Source organism: Micromonospora sp. NPDC085948, from assembly GCF_040686315.1.
Lineage (GTDB): Bacteria > Actinomycetota > Actinomycetes > Mycobacteriales > Micromonosporaceae > Micromonospora.
Genome location: NZ_JBFBJW010000001.1, coordinates 543,376 through 566,698, shown reverse-complemented (window position 1 = coordinate 566,698; position 23,323 = coordinate 543,376). Strand labels below are relative to the sequence as shown.

Genomic DNA, 23,323 nt, shown 5'->3' with positions numbered 1-23,323 from the left:
CGCCCTCCTGAGATCTGGAAGATGTCCGCCTCGCTTCGGGGCGTGTCTCTGCCGCGGTCTTCGAGGGGCGGCGTCTTCGTGTCCACCGGCCCGTCACGCTGACGCGACCGCGCCCCCAGTCGACCGACTGGGGGCGCGATTCGTGTGGTGGAAAGTGCTGACGGTCAGGACTGGTAGCCGGCGGAGCGGTACTCGTACTCCCGGTCGTCGTCACGGTCGCCGTGGTCGCGGCTGAAGTCCCAGCCGCCGGCTGCCTCGCGGCCCGGCCGACCGCCTACCGCGAAACCGCCGATCTCCTGCCCTCGACGCCAACCGCGGAAGTAGCCCGTGGTGTTCTCCGCGAGGCTTGCCGCATCACGCACTATCCGCAATGGGCGCTCCTCGCGCAGCGGGGAACCAGGGACCAGGTTGGCCTGTGGCACGCGCTTGGGCAGCCCGGCATTGGTCTCGGCACCCACCGCGGGGCGAGCTGCCTGCTCGGCGGCCTGCCACCCGGTGTCGGCCATTGTCGACCAGTCCAGGTCGGTCTCCTCGGCCTGCCCCACGAACCAGGCCGACTTGGCCTGCGCGAAGATCAGCAGGTCGCCGTCGCCCTCGTCGGCGACCGGTGGGGGCCGGTGCTCGACCGGCGGCGGACGGTGCTCCAGCGGGGGTGGCCGGTGCTCCAGCGGTGGAGGCCGGTGCTCCACCGGGGGCGGTGGCCGGTGTTCGGCAGCCCGTGCGGCTGCCCGGCTGTTGCGGGCAGCCTGCTCCCGGTCGACCAACCGCAGTGGAGGCGTCTCCAGGTGCGGGTCCGCGGGCGGGTTGAGCCCCTCGCGCAGCGCCCGGTCAGCGAGCGGCGGTGGCTCCACCAGCCGCAGCATGGGGGGCTCCTGGGGCAGGTCGTCCGCCAACCAGGGCGGGGTGACCCGACCGTCGGCGCGACCCGGGTCGGTGGCAGCGTCGATGCCGCGGCCGCCGCCGTAGGAGTAGGCCGCCGGGTTCTTCGGCGGACTGTCGGCCGGGTCCTCCGGGTTGTTGACGAGCGGCCAGTTGGCGCGGGAGCCGGGCGGCGCCGACTCCTGACCAGGCCGGGGGGTCGGCACCGGAATGCTGAGATCGGTGGCGCTGAACCCGCCTGTCGGCGGCTCGTCGACGGGGCGCTGCAGGTGGCTCGGCCGGGGCTCGCCGTTGGTCTTCGGACGGGGTGGGATGACCGTACGCTGCCGTTCCGCGCGCGCGTGGTTGATCGCGGCGGTGGTCAGCGTCGGCCGGAACGGCTCACCGGCCTCTGCCGGGGGCACCAGGCCCCGCTGCGCGGGTGCGATCGGAGTGATCCCGGGCGGCGGGGGAGGCGGAGACGAGACCGGTCGGTTGGTCGGACCGTCGATCCGGTTGGAACTCTGCTCGGTGCGCCCGGGCAGCGTGGGCGTCGGCGGACCGGCCATCGCTGCCGGTGCCACCGGTGCGGGTGCCACCGGCGGAGGCGTGACCGGCGGTGGGGCGACCGGCGGCGGCCCGAGTGGACGGGGGGACGCCAGCGGTGCGTTACCGGGAATCGGCTCGGGTCGGCTGCGCCGTCCGACGGCGGGCGCGGGCTCGACCGCGGGCGGGGTGGGTCGGACCGACCGCAGACCGGCGCCGGTGCCGGCCAGGCCGGTAAGCCCCGCGTTGTTGCCGGCCAGGCCGGTCAACTCGCCGACCGACTCGCCGCGACGGGCAGCGGCACGGCGACCAGGCGCCTGGGCGGGCGTGCTGACCCGGGAGCCGAGCGCGCTCACCAGCGCCTCACAGCCCGCGTCACAGGCCCGCACGGCGGCGACGGCCTGGCGGACCGTCTCGGCCACCGCGGACGTGAGCGCCCGGTTGACCGCGGCGCGGCGCGGCGTCTCGGAGATGGCGACCCGCAGTGCGGTGACCGCCTCGTTGATCTCCTCAGCGTCGGCGACCCCGTCGGCGGCGAGGTGCGCGGCGATCGCATCCGCCGCCACCGACACCTCCCGGCCACGGGCGACGGTGCCGCCGAGCATGCCCGGCTCGGGCAGCGCGTCCAGCACCGCCAGCGAGACCGGCTCCGCCGGATCCGGGTACGCCCGCAGGGCCGCCGGGTAGAGCTCACGCAGCACCTCACGCAGCGCCACGGCGGCGGAGTGTCGACCGCTGGCCAGGGCGGCGTGCGCGGCGAGCACCTGCTTGTAGCCGGCGAGGTCCCGGGGTGCCGGCAGGGTGACCGCGGAGAGCGCGCCCGCCTGCAACGCGCGGGCCAGGCCGACGGCCCGTCGTTCGGCCGGAGGCGACTGCATCTCCTCCAACGAGTCGTCGTCGGCGAACCGCTCGGCGAAGTCGTCCACCGAGTCGTCGTCGGCAATGGCCAAAGGTCGACCCGCCGCGCTCAGCAGCGAGGTGACCGTGTGGTCGTCGCTGTCGGCGGCGATGGCCGCACCGCTCGGCCCGCCTGACCGCTCCACGAGCAGCGCGACGAGCTGGGCGTAGCCAGCGGCGTCGTCGCTGATCTCGCAGACATGCAGCAGACGGCCTGCGTCGTCGACCACAGCGGACGTCAGCGTCGAACCGGCGGAGGCCGGTCGGTCAGCCGGATCCGCCGAGGCCAGACCGCAGTAAACGCGCACGAGCGCCACGGCGTCGTCCTCCTCCCGGGACAGGTCTTTCCTCTGCCAGCAACTGATGCTCCCCGGTACGGGTCAGTCGCGCCAGTCCACCACCGCAGAGATCTTGCCGACAATGGTGCGCCAACCCAAACTCGCGGTCTGCGCGCCGATCTTCTTCAGCCGCCGCCGACCCATGAAGGCGCCGATCCCACCGTTGGCCGTGGCCCGCAGCGCCTCGTCCAGGTCGTCGAGGCTGGAACCGGCGGAGAGCATGTCCAGGACCGCAGGCAGCCGCAATGCGTACGAGATGTCACGTGCGACCTCGCCGGCCTCGATCAGCAGGGTCGAATCCCAGGTGTCGTGACCGCCGCGCAGGTTCTCCACGACCAGGTCGAGTTCGTAGGTGTCCTCGTCGAGCGGAGCGATATCGGCCGGCTCCACCCGTTCGGCCAATTCATTCCAGCTGTCCAGTTGGGACAGATCATTGGGAGCGCCGGACCGGATGAAACTGACCAACGACTCGGGGGTCTTGAACAGCAGCAGCTTGCCCCGGTTGCTGAGGAAGACCGGCACCTCCTCGTCGTCCTCGTCGTCGGCCTCGTCCGCGTCGGCCTCTTCCGCCTCGTCCTCGGCCGTGGCCGTGGTGGCGTCGCGGCGGCGCGTCGACTCGTCCTCGTCGCTGTCGGCGAACTCGTCGGCCAGGTCCTCGTCGAGGATGACGACGGTCTCGTCGTCCTCCTCCTCGACGACCTGACGGCGGGCCAGGAACGGGTCGTCCTGGTCGCGTTCGGTCACGTCGGTCGGGGTCAGCGAGCTGGCCGGCCGGTACGCCCGCAGCGTGAAGCCGGTGCCGGCGGGCAGGGCGATCTCCACCGGATCGATGCGCAGCTCGTCCCAGAGCGACCGGTCGACCGAAGCCGACGGGCGGTCGGTCTCCTCGGCCTCATCTGGCTCGGCCGCGCTGGTGGTGTCGTCGAGCTCGGGCTCGTCGGCGTCGGGCCGTTGGGGCGACTGGCGGGCCACGCTGACCTCCGTGTGCTTCGGGTTGCCCACCCGCCGGGGTCTCTGTCCGACGAGTGACTCTGGGCACATACCCTAGTCGGCGGCCCTGGGTGACCGATGCCCGCACCCCGGTGGCCGGCTGGCGCACGGGTTCGACCTGCTGGCGGCTGGCGCTGGCGAACGGGCCGATCGACAAGTAGCGTAGCTACGCATGAAGGCCCAGTCGTTGCACGGCCATCTCGACGCTCTGCTGCTCGCCGTGCTGGAGCAGGGCGAGCAGCACGGCTACGCCATCATCGAGGCGCTGCGTGAGCGCAGTGATGGCAGCCTGGATCTGCCCACCGGCACGATCTATCCCGCGCTGCGTCGCCTGGAACGCGCGGGGCACGTGGCGAGCACCTGGAGCACGGTCAACGGTCGGGAACGGCGGACGTACCAGCTCACCGACTCCGGCCGCCGCACGCTGGCCGGAGAGCGCGCCGGTTGGCACGAGTTCCAACTGACCGTCGGCCGGTTCCTCGATCCCGGCGGCCCACCCGTCACCCCGGCCTGACCCGGTCCGTCGAGTTGGCGTCGACCGGCCGGGCCGTGCCCGACGCGGGCGAGAACGGTCCGGCCGGCGCCGGCCGGGCGGGCATGGCCAGCGTGCGGGGTAGGGCAGGCGGCGCGGGTCAGCGGGCGACGGCCAGCAGCCAGCCGCGCGTCGCGCGGGTCAGCGAGAAGTACGCAGCGCCCACCAACACCGCGCCGATGATCATGGGTGGCCAGCTCAGTGCCGCATCCCAGAGGCTGAGGGACCAGGTGAAGAGGGCGCAGCCGGCCACCATGGCGAGCGCCAGCAGGCCGGTCAGGCCGGCGCCCACCGCGCGTTGCGCCACGAGCAGGCCCGGCCGTGTCGAGCGGGCGCTCGCCGCGACCACCAGCAGACCGGCCACCGAGAGCAGCAGCGTGCTCATCCAGATCCAGTCGACCGAGTTGGAGAGCAGCAGGTAACCGGCTGGCGGGCGAGGGCCGTCGCTCCAGCTCGCCCCACGCCAGGTCAGATCGCCGGCGGCCACCCCCACCCCGGCAACGGCCAGCATCCGCAGCGAGAGGCCCCGCAGCGCGCCCACCGCCAGCTCGGCCTGCCAGGAGGGGAGCAGCTGCGCCGGTGAGCCGAACTCGACCACCGCGCGGCGCTGCGCCTCCGTGGGCGGCACACCGCTCTCCTCGTACGCCTCGACGGCGTCCAACAGCCCGTGCCGGGCCTCGGTCAGCAGGTCGGACTTGAGTCGCGCCGGCCCCTGCAACCGGGCGGCCAGATCCCGCAGGTGCTCGTCGACAGACACATCCTCACAGCGCGGCATGCCACCACCCTGCCACGGACTCCGGAGCCCCGACGTCGGGGAGAACCCTGGTCCGTCCCCGAACCCCGGTCAGGGCGTGAGCGCCAGATAACCCCGTTCGGCCGCCGCCTGGAGCAGCCACTGGTCCCGGTACCAGCCGTCGGTGACGACCAGCTCGGCGTGCCGACCGCGCTGGATCACCCGACCGCTGTCGAGGACGACGATCTCGTCCAGCTCGGCGAGCCCGCTGAGCCGGTGGGTGATCAGCAGCACCGAGTGCCCGGCGGGGGTGGCGGTGAGTGCGGACGCGAGCACCGTGTCCGCGGCGGACGGGTCCAGCCCCTCGGTGGGTTCGTCGAGTACCAGCACCGGCGGCGCCGCGAGCAGCGCCCGAGCCAGCGCCAGCCGCTGCCGCTGGCCGCCGGAGAGCTGCCCGCCCTCCTCGCCGACGAGCGTGTCCCAACCTGCCGGCTGGGCGCGTACCCACTCGAGCAGGCCGGCCGCCGCGGTGGCCGCGGTCAACTCCTCCTCGCCGGCCCCGGCCCGTCCGAGCAGCAGGTTCTCCCGCACCGTGGCATGGAAGACGTACGCCTCGGCGAGCAGCCCGCCGACCGCGCGGGGCAGGGCCTCCTCGGCGTACGCCGACAGATCTTGACCGTTCAGCGTGACCCGGCCGGACACCGGCCGGACGGTGCCGGTCAGTACGGCGGCCAGGGTGCTCTTGCCGGCGCCACTCGGGCCGACCACCGCGATCCTCCGCCCGGCCGGCAGGTCCAGGCTGACGCCGTCCAGGGCGGGTGCAGCGCCGGCCCGGTACCGCACGGTCACGTCATCGAAGCGCAGCTCGGATGGGCCGGCCAGGTCGGTGCTGCCGTCGGTGGCCGGTCGACTCGGCGGGCCGGCGTCGAGCAGAGTGGCCACCCGGGCCAGGCCGGGCCGCAGTTGTGTCCACTGCCGGGCCGCCGCGACCAGCGCCAGGGTCACCTCGACGGCTGCCAGCGCGCCGACGGCGAGGACGCCCACCAGCACCCCGGGCACGTCGGCGGCCAGCGCGGCCAGCACCACCGCCGCGGCGGTCAACCCGGCGGTCAGCACCCCGGCCGCGTCCACGGCGAACCCGGTGGCGGCCAGCCGTCGTTCCAGTCGGGCCAGCCGACCGGCGCGCTCCTCGGCGGCGTGCAGCGCACCGTCGGTGGCCCCGAACGCGGCCAGGTCGGCAGCGCCGTGGGTGAGGTCGATCGCGTCGGTGGCCAGTGCGCCGCGCAGCGGGGCGACCTCGGCAGCGCTGCGGCGGGTGACCGCGGTGGCCAGTGCGGGCAGCGCCACGCCGGCGATCAGCAGGCCGACGGCGAGCGCTCCGGCGGCCGGGGGCGAGATCAACGCGGCCCCGGCGACCGCCACCACACCGACCAGGGCCGCCGCCGAGCCCGGGACCAACACCCGCAGCAGCAGGTCCTGGACTGCCTCGACGTCGGAGACGAGCCGGCTCAGCACGTCTCCCGAGCGGTGTACGGCGCTGCGGCGGGCCGCGAGGGTGGCGAAGACCTGGGCCCGGACGTCGGTGATCATGCGGAGTACCGCGTCGTGCCCGGCGAGCCGCTCGGTGTAACGCAGCACGCCCCGACTGATCGCCAGCGCCCGGACCGCGACGATCGCCACGGTGAGCCGGTCCAGCGGGGGTTGACCGGCAGCGCTCATCAACAGCCAGGTGGCCGTGGCCATCAGGGCCAGCCCGGCGAACTCGGTGGCCGCCGCGAGCAGCCCGGCGCCGACGAGGCGGCCCAGGTACGGCCGGGCCAACCGCAACACGGCCCGCTCGGCGGCGACCCGCCCGCGCGGCGCGGTGTCGGCGGTGCCCGGCACGAGCGGCACGGTGTCGGCGGTGCCCGGCACGAGCGGCGTCGGGTCGACGGCCGGCGTCGTGTCTGCCGGGTCCGGCCCGGGTGCCGCGCTCATCGGGACACCTTTCCGGTCGGCTCGGGTGTCAACTCGGTGACCTGGCCGTCCTCGACGCGCAGGATCCGGTCGGCGTCGGCGAGCAGCGCCGGTCGGTGTGCGACCAACAGCGCGGTCCGCCCGGCGACCAGACGGCGGGTGGCGTCGAGCACCACCGCCTCGGCGGCGGTGTCCAGCCGGGCGGTGGGTTCGTCGAGCAGCACCACAGGTGCGGCGCGCAGGAAGGCCCGCGCCAGCGCGACCCGCTGCCGCTGCCCGCTGGACAGCCCGTGGCCGCGTTCGCCGAGCAGGGTGTCCAGGCCGTCCGGTAGGCCGGTCACCACGTCGTCCAGGGCGGCGTCGCGCACCGCCGCGGCCAGGACGTCGGGTGGGGTGTCCGGTGCGCCGAGCCGGATGTTGTCGGCCAGCGAGGCGGCGAAGAGATGTGCCCGCTGCGGTACCCAGGCGAGCTGCCGACGCCAGGCGTCCGGGTCGGCGGTGGCGAGGTCGACCCCGTCCACGGTGACCCGACCGCTGGTCGGGGTCACGAAGCCGAGCAGCAGACCGAGCAGGGTGCTCTTGCCGGCGCCGCTGGGTCCGATGATGGCGATCCGTTCGCCGGGCCGGATGGTCAGGGTCACGTCCCGCAGCGCGGTGGTCCGCTCGTACGCCACGGTCACGCCCTCGAACCGGATCTCACGCCGGGCGTCGGGAGTGGTGGCGCCCTCGGCGGCGCGGGGTGCGGCGGGCGCGGCCGAGATGGTCAGCGCCTCGTCCAGCGCGGCGAGCCCCTCCATGCTGGCGTGGAAGCGGCTGCCGGCGGACCGCAGCGGCAGGTACGCCTCCGGGGTGAGCAGCAGCACCAGCAGCGCGGTCTGCAGGGCCAACCCGCCGCCGAGCAACCGGATGCCGACCGGCACCGCGACAAGTGCCACCGAGAGGGTGGCGACCAGCTCCAGCACCAGCGCGGAGAGGAACGCGATCCGCAGCGTCTTCATGGTGGCGACGCGGTGCCCGTCGGCCATCCGGCGCACGATGTCGGTCTGTGCCCGGGCGCGCCCGAACGCGCGCAACGTGGGCAGCCCGGCGACCATGTCCAGGAAGTGGCCACCGAGCAGGGACAGCCGCCGCCACTGCCGTTCGGTGGCGGCCTGCGCCTGCCAGCCGAGCAGTGCGCCGAAGACCGGGATCAGCGGCAGGGTCAGCGCGATGATCACCGCCGAGCTCCAGTCGGCGAAGACGACCCGGGCCAGCACCGCCAGCGGCACCGTCACACTGAGCACCAGCTGCGGCAGGTACCCGGTGAAGTAGGCGTCCAGCGCGTCCAACCCGCGCCCGGCCAGGGTGGCGATCTCACCGGCCCGCTGCCCGGCCACCCAGCCGGGGCCGTGCCGGCCCACCGCGCCGAGCAGGTCGGCCCGCAGCGCGGCCTTGACCGTGGCGGCGACCCGCGCCGAGACCGTGCCCTGCGCCCAGACCAGCGCCGAGCGGGCCGCGACCGCGATCACGAAGCCGGCCAACGCCTGCCGATCCAGCCGACCGTCGATGGCGGTGGCCAGCACCGACGCGAGCGCGGTGGCCTGCGCCACGATCAACCCGGCGGCGACCACACCCAGCACCGCGAGCACGGCAAGATCGCGCCGGGCCGCGGGGACCCGGCGCAGCAGACGCGGGTCGAACGGACGGCGGCTCACCAGTACACCGGTGCCCTACCGTCGGTCCGTCCTCGGAATACCCACCAGCACATCGCCTGGAAGCCTAGTAGAGCCGGAAGTAGCGGCAGCGCCACCCAGCCCAGCAGCCGCAGTGTCGGTGCGCTGGCGGCCGCGTCGGCCACCGTCAGCGAGGCCCCGGGGTCGGTTGTGGACACCAGCACGTAGGGCCAGAGGGCCGCGCCTACCAGCACCACCGGCAGCGCCAGGGCCGCGCCGGTGGCGACCAGAGCCCACCCCGGCCGCCGCCGCGCCAGCGCCGCGCGGGCCGCCAGCAGCGCCGCCACGAGGAGCACCGGCAGGAGTACGGCCAGCGTCGGCCGCTGGACCGCGTCGCGTACCCGGGCGGAGAGCAGGCCCACGACGGTGGCCAGCGCGACCGCGGTGAGCGCCACCGGCACCAGCCGGCGGGCCGTGCGGTCGACCACGGCGGCCTCGGCGGCCGGCAGTCGCAGGGTGAGGAAGGTCGCACCGTGCACGGCGACCAGGGCGACCATCGCCAGCCCGGCGGCGGCCGCGAACGGGGTGGCGAGGTGCGAGACCCCGGCGACGTGCCCGTCGGCCTGACGGGGTACGCCCTGGAGCAGCGCGGCGAGCACCACACCCCAGCCCAGTGCGGCGAGTGCGCTGCCGATCGTCACGATGCGGTCCCAGCGGGCGCGGATCCGCTCGTCGGCGTGCCGGCTGCGCAGTTGCACCCCGGCGGTGACCAGGATGACGCCGACCAGAGCGCCGGCGACGGCCGGATAGCAGCCGGCGAGCAGCTCACCCTCCAGTACCGGAAACGCGCCGAACAGGATGCCGACGGCGGCCACCAGCCACACCTCGTTGCCGAGGAAGAACGGGCCGAGCGCGGTGAGCGAGGCCCGCCGCCCGGCCGGGCTTCCGCCCCGCGCGAGCAGCAGTCCGACGCCGTAGTCGTAGCCGGCGAGCACCAGATAGCTGGCGAAGAAGAGGCCGAGCAGGGCGTACCAGGCGAGGTCCACGGTCTTCTCCTCAGATCCTCAGACGAGTGCGGGTTCGGGACAGGCCGGCTCGCCGGGCGGCAGCGGCGGGCGGCCGAGCGCCGGGTCGACCGCGCCGCGTTTCGCGTACCGGGCGAGCAACACCCAGTTGGTGACGGCGAGGGCCCCCAGCAGCAGGCTGAAACCGACGAGCGAGGCCAGCATCACCGGGGCGCCGACCGGGGAGACCGCCTGCTCGGTGGGGAGCAGCCCGTACGCCACCCAGGGCTGCCGGCCCACCTCCCGGGAGATCCAGCCGAGGATCACCGCGACGAACGGCAGCGGCAGGGCCAGCAGGATCAGCCAGAGCGGGAAGCGCAGCCGGACGATCCAGTCGCGGAAGAGCAGGGGCAGCAGCAACCAGAGACAGCCGAGCGTGAGTCCGGTCAGGATCATGAAGCCCAGCCCGACGCTGGCCAGCACCGGTGGGGTGTAGTCGCCGGGGCCGAACCGAGCGGTCCACTCGGTGATCTGCGCCTGGGCCTCCGGCCCGTTGCCGCCGAACTTGGTCGGCTGCACGCTGCCGACCGGACCGAACTGGGCGAAACCGAAGCCCTGCACCAGGCTGATCGCCAACGCCGAGGTGACCAGGCCGATCCGCAGCGACGTGCGGAAGAGCGCGAAGTCCGGGGTACGCCGGATCAGGTGCCACGCGCTGACCGCCGCCATCAGCATCCCGCCGATCAGCAACGCGGCCGACACCACGTGCCCGAACGCCATGCCGAGGGTGGGGTTGGTGAGGAGCGCGCCGAAGTCGGTGAGGTGGGCGATCCCGTCGCGGACCTCGTAGCCGACCGGGTTCTGCAACCAGGAGTTCGCCACCATGATCCAGAAGGCCGACGCGTACGCGGTGATCGCCACGCCCCACAGCAGGGCGAGGTGGACACCCTTGCGGAGCCGGTGCCAGCCGAAGATCCACATCCCGAGGAACGTGGACTCCAGGAAGAACGCCACAAGCGTCTCCAGGGCCAGCGGCGCGCCGAAGACGTTGCCGACGTAGCGCGACAGGCCACTCCAGTTCAGCCCGAACTGGAACTCCATCACGATGCCGGTGGCGATGCCGAGCACGTAATTGATCACGTAGAGCTGGCCCCAGTAACGGGTCAGCCGCTCCCACTTCGGGTTACCGGTGAGCACCCAGGCGGTCTGCATCCCGACCAGCAGGGTGACCAGCCCGAGCGTGACGACCACGAACAGGAAGTGGATCGAAGTGGTGGTGGCGAACTGCAGGCGGGCGAGGAGCAGGGTGTCCATGGCCGGCTCTCCGTACTGTTGGCTCCCTTGTCGTAGCCACCCTACACGTAGTTTCTCTACATGTCCGACTACTACGCGGTGTCGTAATGGAGTCTACGACATCACGTAGTAGATGTACGAACGGCAAGATCGCGCTCGAACCAAGATGTAGTGGCCTCGTCGGCCGTGGATGCCACTCGATCCTGGATCGAGCGCGATCTTCAGCTCAGGAAGAGAGTGATCGGGAGGGCGGCCAGAGTGGTGGCGACCGCGAGGGCGGTGGCGCCGAGCACCCGGGGTGGCCGGTCGCTGACCAGGAGACGCTGGACGCGTACGTCAAGATCGCGGTCGCCCAGGCCCAGCGCGCCGGTCGGGGTGATCCGGTGACCGGCGGCGGCAAACCGGCGTAGCGCTCCCGCCAACGGCGCCTCGGCGTGCAGCTCGCGGGCCTTGTCGTCGGCCCGCATCTCGACCAGGAGGGCGACCCGCTCGTGCGCGTCGCGAACCCAGGCGAACCACGGCAACGCGCGGCACAGCGCGGTGAACGGCAGTAGCACCAGGTCGTGCCGCTCGTGGGCGTGCGCGCGCTCGTGGCTGAGCACCGCGGCCAACTCGGCCCGATCCAGCAGGTTCAGCGTGCCGGCGCTGACCACCACCTGCGGCTTGACGCCGGGCAGGCAGTACGCGGCGGCACTCGGATGGTCCAGCACCAGCGCGCCGGGCGCGGCTGGATCGTCCCGGGCGACCAGGGAGAGCAGGTCCCGGTGCCGACGCTGGGCGCGTACGGTGCCGTGGATGCTGCGCGCGGTCGTGGTGACCAGCACCGCGCCGATGCCGAAGCCCACCCCGACGCCGGCAAGGTGGAAGGTGCTCATCCCGGCTGGCAGGGTGCCGTGTCCGAGGTCGTTGGCGAGGGCGAGCAGTGCGCTTCCGGTCGGCAGGTCGTACGTGCTCAGCCCGAGCGCCATCGGCAGGCCCATCGCGGAGAGGCCGAGCGCCAATCCGACGGCCTGCCAGCAGATGATCGCGACTCGGGGGCTGCGCCACGTCCAGGTGGAGCGGGCCAGCACCTGAGCCGTCAGATAGCAGGCCAGCATGGTGGCGGCGAAGTGCACGGCGTAGGCCATGGCGCTCGCCCTACCGCTCCGCTGCCTCGCCGGCAGGTCGCCGGCCCGCCGGCCCGTCCACCCGGTCGGTCAGGTCGGCACCCGACCCGGCCGGGCTCGGCGCGTTCGGTCCGGCGGCACCCGTGCCACCGGCGGCGGTGCCCAGCCCGGCCTCGTTCCCCAGCGCCGCGCGCAGCACCTCGGCCTCGGTGCCGGTGACCGAACGGGCGAAGCGCACCAGCGCGGCGTCCCGGCTGCCGCCCAGGTCGAGGGCGTCAAGCATGAGTTGGGCGATGTGCGCCTCGCGGCTGGCCGCTGGCCGGTACCGCCAGGCCCGACCTTCGCGCTCGCGCTGCACCATGCCCTTGCCGGCGAGCCGGTCCAGCACGGTCATCACCGTCGTGTACGCCAACTCCCGGCCATCGAGCGCGTCGGCGACCTCGCGCACGGTCACACCATCCGACGTGCCGGGGACCACGTCCCACAACACGTCCATCACCGCACGCTCAAGATCGCCCAACCGAGTCACACCGTAATCCTACCCCCGGTAGTAGACCCCCACCCCTCCCACCTCTCGCCAACGGTGATCATGAGGTTGACCGGGCCGAGCGAGATCAAAAACCCCGTCAACCCCATGATCGCCACCGCAACCCAATCCGAGGCAGAACCCGTGAGCTGACCCACCCGACGAACCCGGCCCAGGTCAGGTTTTCCGGGGAGCCCCACCCGCGCAGGGATCAAGCCTGACCGCCCGGAGCGGGTGGGGCTCCCCGGAAAACCACAAGGCCGGGAACGACATCACACCCCCTTGGGGTGCCACACCGTCTTCGTCTCCAGCAGGACTGTCATCCGGCCCAGACCCGGGTCGGTCGACCAGTCGTGGTCGGCGGGCGCCGGTCGGAGGACCCGCTTGAGGTTCTCTGCCGCCCTGACCTCCAGGTCGGTGGCGAGCGCGGCGTCGGTGACCCCGGTCAGGTCGATCGCGTTGACGTCCATGTGCGCGGCCAACGCCGGCGCGGTCTCGGTGATCGCGCCGGTGAGGATGTTGACCACCCCGCCGGGCAGGTCGGAGGTGGCCAGCACCTCGGCCAGTGTCACCGCGGCCAGTGGCTCCGACGGGGACGCCGCTACCACCACCGTGTTGCCGCTGACGATCGCCGGGGCGATCACGCTGACCAGGCCGAGCAGCGCCGGGCGTTCCGGGGCGACCACCGCGACCACGCCGGTCGGCTCGGGCGCGGAGAGGTTGAAGTACGGGCCGGCGACCGGGTTGGCGCCGCCGTACACCTGGGCGAGCTTGTCGGCCCAGCCGGCGTACCAGACCCAGCGGTCCACCGCGGCGTCCACCTCGTCGCCGGGGATGCCCAGGGCGACGAACTGCTCGCGGCGGCCCTCCAGCATCTCCGCGGCCCGGTAGAGGATCTGACCCCGGTTGTACGCGGTCGCGCCGGCCCAGCCCTTCACGGCGGCGCGGGCGGCGACCACCGCGTCCCGGGCGTCCTTGCGGGAGGCCAGTGACACATTCGAGGACTGCACGAGATACGACCGTCCCGACTCGCTGCGCGGGAACTTCCCGCCGATGAAGAGCTTGTACGTCTTGCGTACGGCGACCCGCTCAGACATTGAGGTACCCCTCCAGCCCGTGCCGGCCGCCCTCGCGACCGTAGCCCGACTCCTTGTAGCCACCGAACGGCGAGGTGGGGTCGAACTTGTTGAACGTGTTGGCCCAGACCACGCCGGCGCGCAGCCGGTCGGCCATCCACAGGATGCGGGAGCCCTTGTCGGTCCAGATGCCGGCCGACAGCCCGTACGGCGTGTTGTTGGCCTTCTCGACGGCCTCAGCCGGCGTGCGGAACGTGAGCACCGACAGCACCGGGCCGAAGATCTCCTCGCGGGCGATCCGGTGGGCCTGGGTGACCCCGGTGAAGATGGTGGGCGCGAACCAGAAGCCCCGGTCGGGCAGCTCGCACGGCGGTGACCAGCGCTCGGCGCCCTCGGCGGAACCGGCGTCGGACAGTTCGCGGATCCGCTCCAACTGGGCGGCCGAGTTGATCGCGCCGACGTCGGTGTTCTTGTCCAGGGGGTCGCCGACCCGCAGTTGGGCCATCCGCCGCTTCAGCGACTCCAGGACCCGGTCGGCCACGTTCTCCTGCACCAGGAGGCGGGAGCCGGCGCAGCAGACGTGCCCCTGGTTGAAGAAGATGCCGTTGACGATGCCCTCGACGGCCTGGTCGATGGGCGCGTCGTCGAAGACGATGTTGGCGGCCTTGCCACCCAGTTCCAGGGTGAGCTTCTTGCGGGTGCCGGCGACGGACCGGGCGATGGCCCGGCCGACCTCGGTGGAGCCGGTGAAGGCGACCTTGTCCACGCCGGGGTGCTCGACCAGGGCGCGACCGGTGTCGCCGGCGCCGGTGACGATGTTGACCACACCGGCCGGCAGGTCGGCCTGCTGGCAGATCTCGGCGAACAGCAGCGCGGTGAGCGGGGTGGTCTCGGCGGGCTTCAGCACCACCGTGTTGCCCGCGGCGAGCGCCGGGGCGATCTTCCACGCCAGCATGAGCAGCGGGAAGTTCCACGGGATGACCTGCGCGGCCACGCCGATCGGCTGCGGGTTGGCGCCGAAACCGGCGTGCGGGAGCTTGTCGGCCCAGCCGGCGTAGTAGAAGAAGTGCGCGGCGACCAGCGGCAGGTCGACGTCCCGGGACTCCCGGATCGGCTTGCCGTTGTCCAGCGACTCCAGGACGGCCAGCTCACGGGACCGCTCCTGGATCAGCCGCGCGATCCGGTACAGGTACTTCGCCCGGTCGCGGCCGGGCATCGGACCCCAGACCTTGTCGTACGCCTTGCGGGCCGCGCGCACCGCGCGTTCCACGTCCTGGGCGCCGGCCTCGGCGATCTCGGCCAGCACCTCCTCGGAGGCGGGGTTGATCGACTTGAAGCTGCCACCGTCGGTCGGATCGACGAACGCGCCGTCGATGAACAGCCCGTACGAGGGCTTGAGGTCCACCACCGAGCGGGACTCGGGGGCGGGGGCGTATTCGAACATCGGCTATCAGTCCAGGGTGAAGTAGTCGGGACCGGAGTAGACGCCGGTCGTCAGCTTGGTGCGCTGCATCAGCAGGTCGTTGAGCAGGCTGGACGCGCCGAAGCGGAACCAGTCCGGGTCGAGCCAGTCCGGGCCGACGGTCTCGTTGACCATCACCAGGTACTTGATCGCGTCCTTGGTGGTCTTGATGCCACCGGCGGGCTTCACACCCACCTGACGCCCGGTCGCCTCGCGGAAGTCGCGGACCGCTTCCAGCATCACCAGGGTCACCGGCATCGTCGCCGCGACCGGGACCTTGCCGGTGGAGGTCTTGATGAAGTCGCCGCCGGCCAGCATGGCCAGCCAGGAGGCCCGCCGCACGTTGTCGTAGGTGGCCAGCTCGCCGGTCTCCAGGATCACCTTGAGGTGGGCGTCCCCGCAGGCCTCCTTGGTGGCCACGATCTCGTCGTAGACCTCCTGGTAGCGCCCGGACAGGAACGCGCCCCGGTTGATCACCATGTCGATCTCGTCGGCGCCGGCCGCGACGGCGGCCCGGGTGTCGGCCAGCTTGATCTCCAGCGGCGCCTGGCCCGACGGGAAAGCGGTCGCCACGCTGGCCAGGTGCACAATGCCAAGTCCGGCCGGCGCGGCGCCGCCCGCACGTCCCGGCTCGCCGGATGGCCGCCCGGACCCGGCAGCAGAACCGCGCAGCACCTCGGCGACGTACGGGACCATTGCCGGGTAGACGCAGACCGCGCCGACGTGCGGGCAGGACGGGTCGGCCGGGTCGGGTCGCAGCGCCTTCGCGGCGAGCGCCCGCACCTTGCCCGGGGTGTCCGCCCCTTCCAGGGTGGTGAGGTCGACCATCCGGATCGCCAGGTCGATGGCCTGGGCCTTGGCGGTGGTCTTGATGGATCGGGTGCCGAGCTGTGCCGCCCGCTGCTCCGCGCCGACCTGGTCCACGCCCGGTAGGCCGTGGAGGAAGGTCCGCAGAGCGGTCTCGGATCGTCCCAGCTCGGAGAGCTCCGACCGGGCCGACGTCGTTGTCGCCGTCATGCCCCGAAGTCTACGCACCGGAAAGCCGCGTGATCTTGCTCACAGCGGCTCGCCGGACGTGAGCGGCGTCGCTGGTCCGACCGCACCCGCACCGGCGGGACGTGCGGACCGGTAGGTTGAGCGATCGTGGACGTACACGTCATTGACCACCCGCTGGCCCAGTCGAGACTGACCGCCATGCGGGACGCGCGCACCGATTCCTCGACGTTCCGGGCGGCGCTGCACGAACTGACCACCATGCTGGTGTACGAGGCGGCGCGCACCTTCCCCGTCGAGCGGTACCCGGTGCAGACGCCGGTCACCGGCACCGAGGGCACCCGGCTGGCCAACCCGCCGCTGCTGGTCCCGGTGCTGCGGGCCGGCCTGGGCATGGCGGACGCCGCGCTCGGCCTGCTGCCGGAGTCCTCGATGGGCTTCGTCGGTCTGGCCCGCGACGAGGAGACCTACGAGCCACGCGCGTACATGGAGTCGTTGCCCCGCGACCTGGCCGGACTGCCGGTGCTGGTGCTCGACCCGATGCTGGCCACCGGTGGCTCGCTGGAGCACTCCTGTCGGCTGCTGGCCGACCGCGGCTGCACCGACATCACCGTGCTCTGCGTGCTCGCCGCGCCGGTCGGCATCGAGCGGCTGGAACGTTCTGGCCTGCCGTTGCGCCTGGTCACGGCCTCGATCGACGAGGGGCTCAACGACCGCATGTTCATCGTCCCCGGGCTCGGGGACGCGGGCGACCGCCAGTTCGGCGGCATGCCCCGGTTCTGAGGGCGGTACACCCGGTCGGTGTCGGGTCGGGCGGGTCCGTGCGCGGTGTGCACGGACCCGCTACCGTCTCCGGCCATGACTGGTGTTGCTCTCGCCAAGGAGCTGCTGCTCCTCGCCTACGACGACACGACCGGCAAGGCGACCATGCCGCGAATCAGCCTGGACCTGGGCATGGCCGCCGCGGTGCTGGTCGAGCTGGCCCTGGCCGGCCGGATCGCGTACGCCGACGGTTCGTTGGCAGTGATCGACCCGACGCCCACCGGCGAGCCGGTCGCGGACGAGGTGCTGGGTCGGGTCGCGGCCGACACCCCGCACAGTCCGGCTTCCTGGGTGCAGCGCCTGCGGCACGGCCTGCGGGACCGGATTCTCGGCGACCTGTGCAGCCAGGGTGTGGTCCGCGACGTCGACGAGACCGAGTTGGGCTTCATCCACGTGCACCGCTACCCGGTCGTGGACGCCACGGTGGAGGCGGAGACCCGGCAGCGGCTGGCCGAGGCGCTGACCGGCGCGGCGGCCCCGGACGAGCGGACCGCCGCGCTGGCCACCCTGGTCGTGGTGCTGCGGATGGAGTCCGCGCTCGGGGTGGACGGCGAGACCGCCGCGGACGCGCGCCGCCGGCTGGAGGAGATCGCCACCGGCGCCGGCTTCTCCGGCGAGGTGAGCACCGACGACTCGGTGGTCCGCCCCTCGGTCGGCCTGGTCGTCGCCGCCCTGGGCCGGGCCGTCGACCAGGCCCTCGGCCCCCGCCGCTGACCCCGCCGGTCAGAGTCCCAGAGCCGCGGCGATCTCGGTGCGCAGCTGCGCGATCGCCGACTCCGCGCGGGCCCGGGCCGCGGCGACGTCGCGGTCGGGCACCGGCTCCACCACCTCGAGGTACGCCTTGAGCTTCGGCTCGGTCCCGGATGGGCGGATCACCACCCGGGCCACCGCGGTCCGCAGGATCACCACGTCCGACTCGGGTAGCAGGTCCCGCACGCTGTCTACCGGCTGCCCGAGCAGGGTGGTCGGGGTGGCCGCCCGGATCCGGGCCATCGCGTCGGTGATGACTTGCAGGTCGTCCACCCGGGCGGAGAGCTGGTCGGTGTGGTGAACGCCGAACTCGGCGGCCAACTCGTCCAGCCGGTCGGTCAACGTGCGGCCCTGCGACTTCAGGCCGGCGGCCAGTTCGGCCACGGTCAGCGCCGCGGTGATGCCGTCCTTGTCCCGTACGTGCTCCGGGGCGACGCAGTAACCGAGCGCCTCCTCGTAGCCGAAGACCAGCGGTGCGCTGCCGCCGCCGGCCCGCACGATCCACTTGAAGCCGGTGAGCGTCTCGTCGTAGGGCAGGCCCCGGGCCGCGCACATCGCCCGCAACAGTGACGACGACACGATCGTGGTGGCGTAGAGCCCGGTCACCCCACGGCGCATCAGGTGGTCGGCGAGCAGCACGCCCACCTCGTCGCCGCGCAGCATCCGCCAGCCCTGCCCGCCGCCCGTGCTGTCCCGGACGACCACCGCGCACCGGTCCGCGTCCGGGTCGTTCGCGATGGCGAGGTCCGCGCCGGTGGAGTCGGCCAGCGCGATCAACCGGTCCACCGCCCCCGGCTCCTCCGGGTTGGGGAACGACACGGTGGGAAACGCCGGGTCCGGCTCGGCCTGGTCGGGCACCACACCGGGCACCGGGAAACCGGCGCTGGCGAAGGCGGCGGTGAGCACCGCCGCGCCCACCCCGTGCAGCGGCGTGTACGCCACGGTCAGGTCCCGGGGTCCGTCCGGGTCGATCACCGCGGTGGCCCGTTCCACGTACGAGGCGACCAGGTCGTCACCGAGCACCTGCCCGGGTGGACCCAACGGCACCTGGGTCAGTGGGCCGACCGCCCGGATGGCCGCCTCGATACCGGCATCGGCGGGCGGCACGATCTGCGCGCCGGCACCCAGCTCACCGCCCAGTTCCGCGCCGAGGTAGACCTTGTAGCCGTTGTCCTGGGGCGGGTTGTGGCTGGCCGTGACCATCACTCCGGCGACCCCGCCGAGCTGGCGTACCGCGTACGCCAGCACCGGGGTGGGCAGTGGGCGGGGCAGCAGCAGAGCCGGCCGGCCCGCGCCGGTGGCCACCTGGGCGGTGCGTTCGGCGAACTGCCGGGAGCCGTGCCGGGCGTCGTACCCGATCACCAGAGGGCCGGTGCCACCCTGGGCCGCGAGCCAGCCGACCAGGCCGGCAGCGGCCTGGGTGACCACGGCGAGGTTCATGCCGTTCGGGCCGGCGCGCAGCGGTCCGCGCAGGCCCGCCGTGCCGAAGGTCAGCGGACCGGCGAACCGGTCGGCCAGCTCCGGGGCGCTCGCCGGCAGCCGGTCGAGCACCGCCGTCAGCTCGTCCCGGCTGGCCGGGTCGGGGTCGTCGGCCAGCCAGCGCCGGGCTTGCTCGCGAATGTCGTCGATGTCAGTGGTGTCCGCCGCCATGCCTCTTGATAGCACGGCGGCGGATCACCGCTGTCGGTTCCCTCGGCTCAGCCTGCCCCGGTGAGCTTGAACGTCCTGGCCATCTCGTCGAAGATCGGCTTGCTCTCCGCGAACTTGGCGTTCGTCGAGGTGAGGTAGAACGAGTACGCCTTGCCGCCCTCGGCCACGCCACGCCAGACGCCGTGCCGCATGACGTCGCCCTCGCCGCAGGTGTACTCGAATTCGGCGGCCGGCTTGCTGTCCAGTTGGGTCTCGGTGGCGTTGAGCTGCTGGTACGGCTTGACGCAGGAGGTGCTCCGGGTCATGAGACCGTTCGCTGCCGTCTCCGCCCAGCGGTTGGCGTCGCTCGACCACTTCTCGGTGATGATGCGGACCTTGCGACCGCTGTCCTCCGGGTCGGTGTAGTCGGTGTACGAGGGGCCGGTGGCCTTCTTCCAGCCCTTCGGCACCATGACCTGGATGCCGCGGGCCACGTGCTCCTGCATCTCGACCGTGGAGGCCGCCGGGGCGGACGCGGTCGGCTGCGCCGCCGGGGTGTTCGGCGGGGGATCGTCGCCACTGGTGAGGGCCACCACGGTGAGCAGCAGCACGACGGCCAACCCGCCGGCCGCGGCGAGCTGCACCTTGCGGGGCCAGCCCTTGACCGTGCTGACGAGCTGACCACCGGTGGCACGGGCCTTGCCGAGGGCGCCGCCGCCAGCAGGGGCGGGCGAGGTGGCCCAGGGCTGGCCGGTGCCGGGCACCGACCACTGGTTGCCGCCGCCGTAGGTGCCGCCGATGCGCTGGGTGGCCTCCGGTGCGCCGCCGTACCCGACCTGCTGGGTGGCATCGGCGGGGCTGCCGTAGTTGACCCGCTGGGTGGCGTCCGGGTGCCCGCCGGCGTCCACCCGCTGAGTGGTGTCGGCGCTGCCACCGTAGGTGTGCCGGGGAGGTGGCTGGCCGGGGCCGGGCATCGCGCCGGTGGGCGTGTGCAGTGGGCCGGCCAACACGTCGGCGCTGGTCTCGTCGAACCCGGTGGCACCGGCCGCGGTGGCCGGCCGGGGGCGCTCGCCCCGGCGCAGCGCGGCGAGCCGATCGGTCAGGGACTCGTCCGGGGCCAGCATCGCCGGGCCACCGATCTGCTTGTCCGACTTCGGCTCCGCCGGGGGCGGCGGGAGGACCGGCACCGGAGGGCGCTGCTGCACCGGCACCACCGCGTACGGGTCGGTGACCGAGTGCACCGCGGTCGCGGTGCTGCCCAGCGGGCCGGCGAGCAGCTCGCGCAACATGGCCCGGGAGGTGTGCACATCCAGTCGGCGGGCCGGGTCCTTTTCCAGCAGGCCCATCAGCACGCGGGTCAGCGGGCCGCTGCGCTGCGGCGGGGCCGGTGGGTCCTCGACCACGGCGTGCATGGTCTCGATCGGGTCACCCTTGTCGAACGGGGGTCGCCCCTCCACCGCCGTGTAGAGCGTCACACCCAGCGAGAAGAGATCGCTCGGCGGACCGAACTCCTGGCCCATGGCCCGCTCGGGCGAGATGAAGTGCGGTGAGCCGAGCACCATCCCGGGGGTGGTGAGCTGCACGTCGGTGGGCATCCGAGCGACCCCGAAGTCGGTGAGCACGCACCGCCCGTCGGAGCAGATCAGCACGTTTGCCGGCTTGACGTCGCGGTGCAGGACGCCGATCGCGTGCGCCACCTCCAACGCGCCGAGCAGCGCGATGCCGATCTTGGCGACGGCGCGGGGCGCGACCGGCCCGTCCTCGATCACCATGTCGGCGAGGCTGCGGGCGTCCAGCAGCTCCATCACGATCCACGGCCGGCCGGCCTCGGTGACCACGTCGTACACCTGCACCACGGCCGGGTGCTGGATGGCGGCGGCGGCCCGCGCCTCGCGCAGGGTGCGTTCGTACATGGCGTCGCGGTCGCTGGGGGCCAGCCCCGGAGGCAGGACGACCTCCTTCACCGCCACGTCACGGCGCAGCAGGGTGTCGGTGGCACGCCACACGGTGCCCATGCCGCCGTTGCCCACCGAGGACCGCAGCGAGTACCGGCCACCGATGGTGGTGCCGGGTGCTGCGCGGCCGTTGGCGGGACTGACTGGTCCGCCGCTCCACGTCGGGATCTGAGTCACAGAAAAGCCACCGGGGGAAATCGAGGGGGGCTGGGACACAACCCCCCTATCTTGCTGGTTCCGACGCCCGATGCGAAAGCCGACGCGACGGACGTTTGTCGAAGTCGACAGAAAGTGCCATGCGGTTCACCTGCTGTCGACGGCTCGGAACGGGCTGTGCGGTATCCCTCACCCGATGCCGTGCCCGCACGACCTACCATCCGGGGATGAACGAACGGCGGTCAAGCGAGTCCGGTTTTCCGATCAAGGGCGTCTACACGGGCGCGGACCTTCCGGAGGACCTGGACTCCCGGCTGGGCGCCCCCGGCGAGTTCCCGTACACGCGGGGGGTCTACCCCACCATGTACACCTCCCGTCCGTGGACCATGCGCCAGTACGCCGGCTTCGGCACCGCCACCGAGTCCAACGCGCGCTACCACCAACTGTTGCGGGCCGGCACGATGGGCCTCTCGGTCGCGTTCGACCTGCCGACCCAGATGGGCTACGACTCCGACGAGTCGATCGCGCACGGCGAGGTCGGCAAGGTGGGTGTCGCCATCGACTCCATCGAGGACATGCGGCTGCTCTTCGCCGACATCCCGCTGGACAAGGTCTCCACCTCGATGACCATCAACGCGCCCGGCTCGGTGCTGCTGCTGCTCTACCAGCTCGTCGCCGAGGAGAACGGGGTGCCCGGCTCGGCGCTCAACGGCACGATCCAGAACGACATCCTCAAGGAGTACATCGCCCGGGGCACGTACATCTTCCCGCCGAAGCCGTCGCTGCGCCTGGTCGCGGACACGTTCGCGTACTGCCGCAAGGAGGTGCCGAAGTGGAACACCATCTCCATCTCCGGCTACCACATGGCCGAGGCCGGCGCGACGCCCGCGCAGGAGATCGCGTTCACCCTGGCCAACGGCGTGGAGTACGTGCGGGCGGCGCTGGCCGCCGGGCTCGCGGTGGACGATTTCGCGCCCCGGCTGTCGTTCTTCTTCGTGGCCCGCACCACACTGCTGGAGGAGGTGGCGAAGTTCCGCGCCGCCCGGCGGATCTGGGCCCGGCTGATGCACGACGACTTCGGCGCGAAGGATCCGAAGTCGATGATGTTGCGTTTCCACACGCAGACCGCGGGCGTGCAGCTCACCGCGCAGCAGCCGGAGGTGAACCTGGTCCGGGTGGCGGTGCAGGGGCTGGGCGCGGTGCTCGGCGGCACGCAGTCGCTGCACACCAACAGCTTCGACGAGGCGATCGCGCTGCCCACCGAGAAGGCGGCCCGGCTCGCGTTGCGTACCCAGCAGGTGCTGGCGTACGAGACCGACCTGACCGCCACCGTCGACCCGTTCGCCGGGTCGTACGTGGTGGAGGCGATGACCGCCGAGATCGAGGCCGCCGCGCTCGAGTTGATGGAGCGGGTGGCCGACCACGGCTCGGCGGTGGACGCGATCGAGGCCGGTTTCCAGAAGCGGGAGATCGAGCAGTCCGCGTACCGGATCGCGCAGGAGATCGACTCGGGTGAGCGGGTGGTGGTCGGGCTCAACCGGTTCGCCGTGGACGAGGAGGAGCCGTACGAGCCGCTGCGCGTCGACCCGACGATCGAGGCGGGTCAGGCCGAGCGGCTGGCGCGGCTGCGCTCCGAGCGTGACGGCGCGGCCGTGACGCGGGCACTCGCCGACCTGCGGGCCGCCGCGGAGGGTTCGGACAACGTGCTCTACCCGATGAAGGAGGCGCTGCGGGCCCGGGCCACCGTGGGTGAGGTGTGCGGGACGCTGCGCGAGGTCTGGGGGCTGTACCGGCCCACCGATCGCTTCTGACCCTCGCGGTCGCGGTGTGTCCGTCGGGCTGGGCGGGTACCGGATCGGAGGAGCGCGGACGCACACGGTGTGCGCCCGCGGTGGGCGGCTACATGTGAGCGTCCCTATCCGGCTGGTTGCGGGTGTGGTCGGCTAATTGTCGGAGTGTCAGTTCATCACCCCGACTAATGCGACAATTTACACCTGGATCCGCGCGTGTTCCGCCAGATCCTGGGCCGCCGCGATTGGTTACGCGTTG

The 23,323-nt window shown here is 72.7% G+C and carries 18 protein-coding genes; 4 read left to right on the top strand and 14 right to left on the bottom strand.

Features of this window, described 5'->3' with window-relative positions:
- Window positions 1–164 precede the first annotated feature (164 nt).
- Both AB0O48_RS02695 and AB0O48_RS02690 read right to left on the bottom strand, forming a co-directional pair.
- Window positions 165–2,642: a transposase gene (locus tag AB0O48_RS02695; protein WP_365063255.1), complete on the bottom strand. Its 2,478-nt coding sequence runs from the start codon at window positions 2,640–2,642 to the stop codon at window positions 165–167.
- Between the two features lie 39 nt (window positions 2,643–2,681).
- Complete coding sequence (locus AB0O48_RS02690; RefSeq protein ID WP_357241452.1) at window positions 2,682–3,641, bottom strand: DNA primase; 960 nt, start codon at window positions 3,639–3,641, stop codon at window positions 2,682–2,684.
- A gap of 160 nt (window positions 3,642–3,801) precedes the next feature.
- Here AB0O48_RS02690 and AB0O48_RS02685 point away from each other — a divergent pair, with 160 nt between their 5' ends.
- Window positions 3,802–4,143, top strand: coding sequence for a helix-turn-helix transcriptional regulator (locus AB0O48_RS02685; protein WP_365062506.1), 342 nt, complete (start codon window positions 3,802–3,804; stop codon window positions 4,141–4,143).
- A 118-nt stretch (window positions 4,144–4,261) separates the two neighbouring features.
- On the opposite strand, the gene AB0O48_RS02680 is transcribed toward AB0O48_RS02685, so the two are convergent.
- The 10 genes from AB0O48_RS02680 to deoC all read right to left on the bottom strand — a co-directional run bounded on the left by AB0O48_RS02680 (window position 4,262) and on the right by deoC (window position 15,986).
- Window positions 4,262–4,936, bottom strand: coding sequence for a permease prefix domain 1-containing protein (locus AB0O48_RS02680; RefSeq protein ID WP_357241458.1), 675 nt, complete (start codon window positions 4,934–4,936; stop codon window positions 4,262–4,264).
- A 69-nt stretch (window positions 4,937–5,005) separates the two neighbouring features.
- Window positions 5,006–6,871 (bottom strand): thiol reductant ABC exporter subunit CydC, encoded by a 1,866-nt coding sequence (cydC, locus tag AB0O48_RS02675; RefSeq protein WP_365062503.1) that lies wholly within the window; start codon window positions 6,869–6,871, stop codon window positions 5,006–5,008.
- Entirely contained in the window at window positions 6,868–8,544 is a 1,677-nt protein-coding gene (gene cydD / locus AB0O48_RS02670; protein ID WP_357241464.1) for a thiol reductant ABC exporter subunit CydD, read from the bottom strand. Before cydD ends, cydC begins: the two co-directional genes overlap by 4 nt.
- Complete coding sequence (locus tag AB0O48_RS02665) at window positions 8,541–9,548, bottom strand: cytochrome d ubiquinol oxidase subunit II (protein WP_357241467.1); 1,008 nt, start codon at window positions 9,546–9,548, stop codon at window positions 8,541–8,543. Before AB0O48_RS02665 ends, cydD begins: the two co-directional genes overlap by 4 nt.
- A gap of 18 nt (window positions 9,549–9,566) precedes the next feature.
- Window positions 9,567–10,820, bottom strand: a complete 1,254-nt coding sequence (locus AB0O48_RS02660) for a cytochrome ubiquinol oxidase subunit I (RefSeq protein WP_365062501.1) — start codon at window positions 10,818–10,820, stop codon at window positions 9,567–9,569.
- Between the two features lie 200 nt (window positions 10,821–11,020).
- On the bottom strand, window positions 11,021–11,926 hold the full coding sequence (locus tag AB0O48_RS02655) for a M56 family metallopeptidase (RefSeq protein WP_357241473.1): 906 nt from the start codon (window positions 11,924–11,926) through the stop codon (window positions 11,021–11,023).
- A 10-nt stretch (window positions 11,927–11,936) separates the two neighbouring features.
- Window positions 11,937–12,434, bottom strand: coding sequence for a BlaI/MecI/CopY family transcriptional regulator (locus tag AB0O48_RS02650; protein ID WP_357241476.1), 498 nt, complete (start codon window positions 12,432–12,434; stop codon window positions 11,937–11,939).
- A 269-nt stretch (window positions 12,435–12,703) separates the two neighbouring features.
- Window positions 12,704–13,528 (bottom strand): aldehyde dehydrogenase family protein, encoded by an 825-nt coding sequence (locus tag AB0O48_RS02645; RefSeq protein ID WP_357241479.1) that lies wholly within the window; start codon window positions 13,526–13,528, stop codon window positions 12,704–12,706.
- A complete protein-coding gene (locus AB0O48_RS02640; protein WP_357241482.1) occupies window positions 13,521–14,951 on the bottom strand; it encodes an aldehyde dehydrogenase family protein in 1,431 nt (476 codons plus the stop codon). The genes AB0O48_RS02645 and AB0O48_RS02640 overlap by 8 nt, the downstream gene beginning before the upstream one ends.
- A gap of 6 nt (window positions 14,952–14,957) precedes the next feature.
- The gene (gene deoC, locus AB0O48_RS02635; RefSeq protein ID WP_357241485.1) at window positions 14,958–15,986 is read right to left on the bottom strand and encodes a deoxyribose-phosphate aldolase; all 1,029 of its coding nucleotides are present in this window, start codon (window positions 15,984–15,986) and stop codon (window positions 14,958–14,960) included.
- A gap of 126 nt (window positions 15,987–16,112) precedes the next feature.
- Between deoC and upp the strand changes: the two genes are divergently transcribed.
- Together upp and AB0O48_RS02625 are read left to right on the top strand one after the other, a co-directional pair.
- A complete protein-coding gene (gene upp / locus AB0O48_RS02630) occupies window positions 16,113–16,745 on the top strand; it encodes a uracil phosphoribosyltransferase (RefSeq protein ID WP_357241488.1) in 633 nt (210 codons plus the stop codon).
- Window positions 16,746–16,820: 75 nt separating this feature from the next.
- Complete coding sequence (locus AB0O48_RS02625) at window positions 16,821–17,498, top strand: GPP34 family phosphoprotein (RefSeq protein ID WP_357241491.1); 678 nt, start codon at window positions 16,821–16,823, stop codon at window positions 17,496–17,498.
- Between the two features lie 9 nt (window positions 17,499–17,507).
- On the opposite strand, the gene AB0O48_RS02620 is transcribed toward AB0O48_RS02625, so the two are convergent.
- Both AB0O48_RS02620 and AB0O48_RS02615 read right to left on the bottom strand, forming a co-directional pair.
- Window positions 17,508–19,184, bottom strand: coding sequence for a phospho-sugar mutase (locus AB0O48_RS02620; protein ID WP_357241494.1), 1,677 nt, complete (start codon window positions 19,182–19,184; stop codon window positions 17,508–17,510).
- Window positions 19,185–19,231: 47 nt separating this feature from the next.
- Window positions 19,232–21,295 carry a protein kinase gene (locus tag AB0O48_RS02615; protein ID WP_365062496.1) on the bottom strand — a complete coding sequence of 688 codons (2,064 nt, stop codon included), beginning with the start codon at window positions 21,293–21,295 and terminating at the stop codon, window positions 19,232–19,234.
- A 206-nt stretch (window positions 21,296–21,501) separates the two neighbouring features.
- Here AB0O48_RS02615 and AB0O48_RS02610 point away from each other — a divergent pair, with 206 nt between their 5' ends.
- Entirely contained in the window at window positions 21,502–23,085 is a 1,584-nt protein-coding gene (locus tag AB0O48_RS02610; protein ID WP_357368557.1) for a methylmalonyl-CoA mutase family protein, read from the top strand.
- Window positions 23,086–23,323 lie beyond the last annotated feature (238 nt).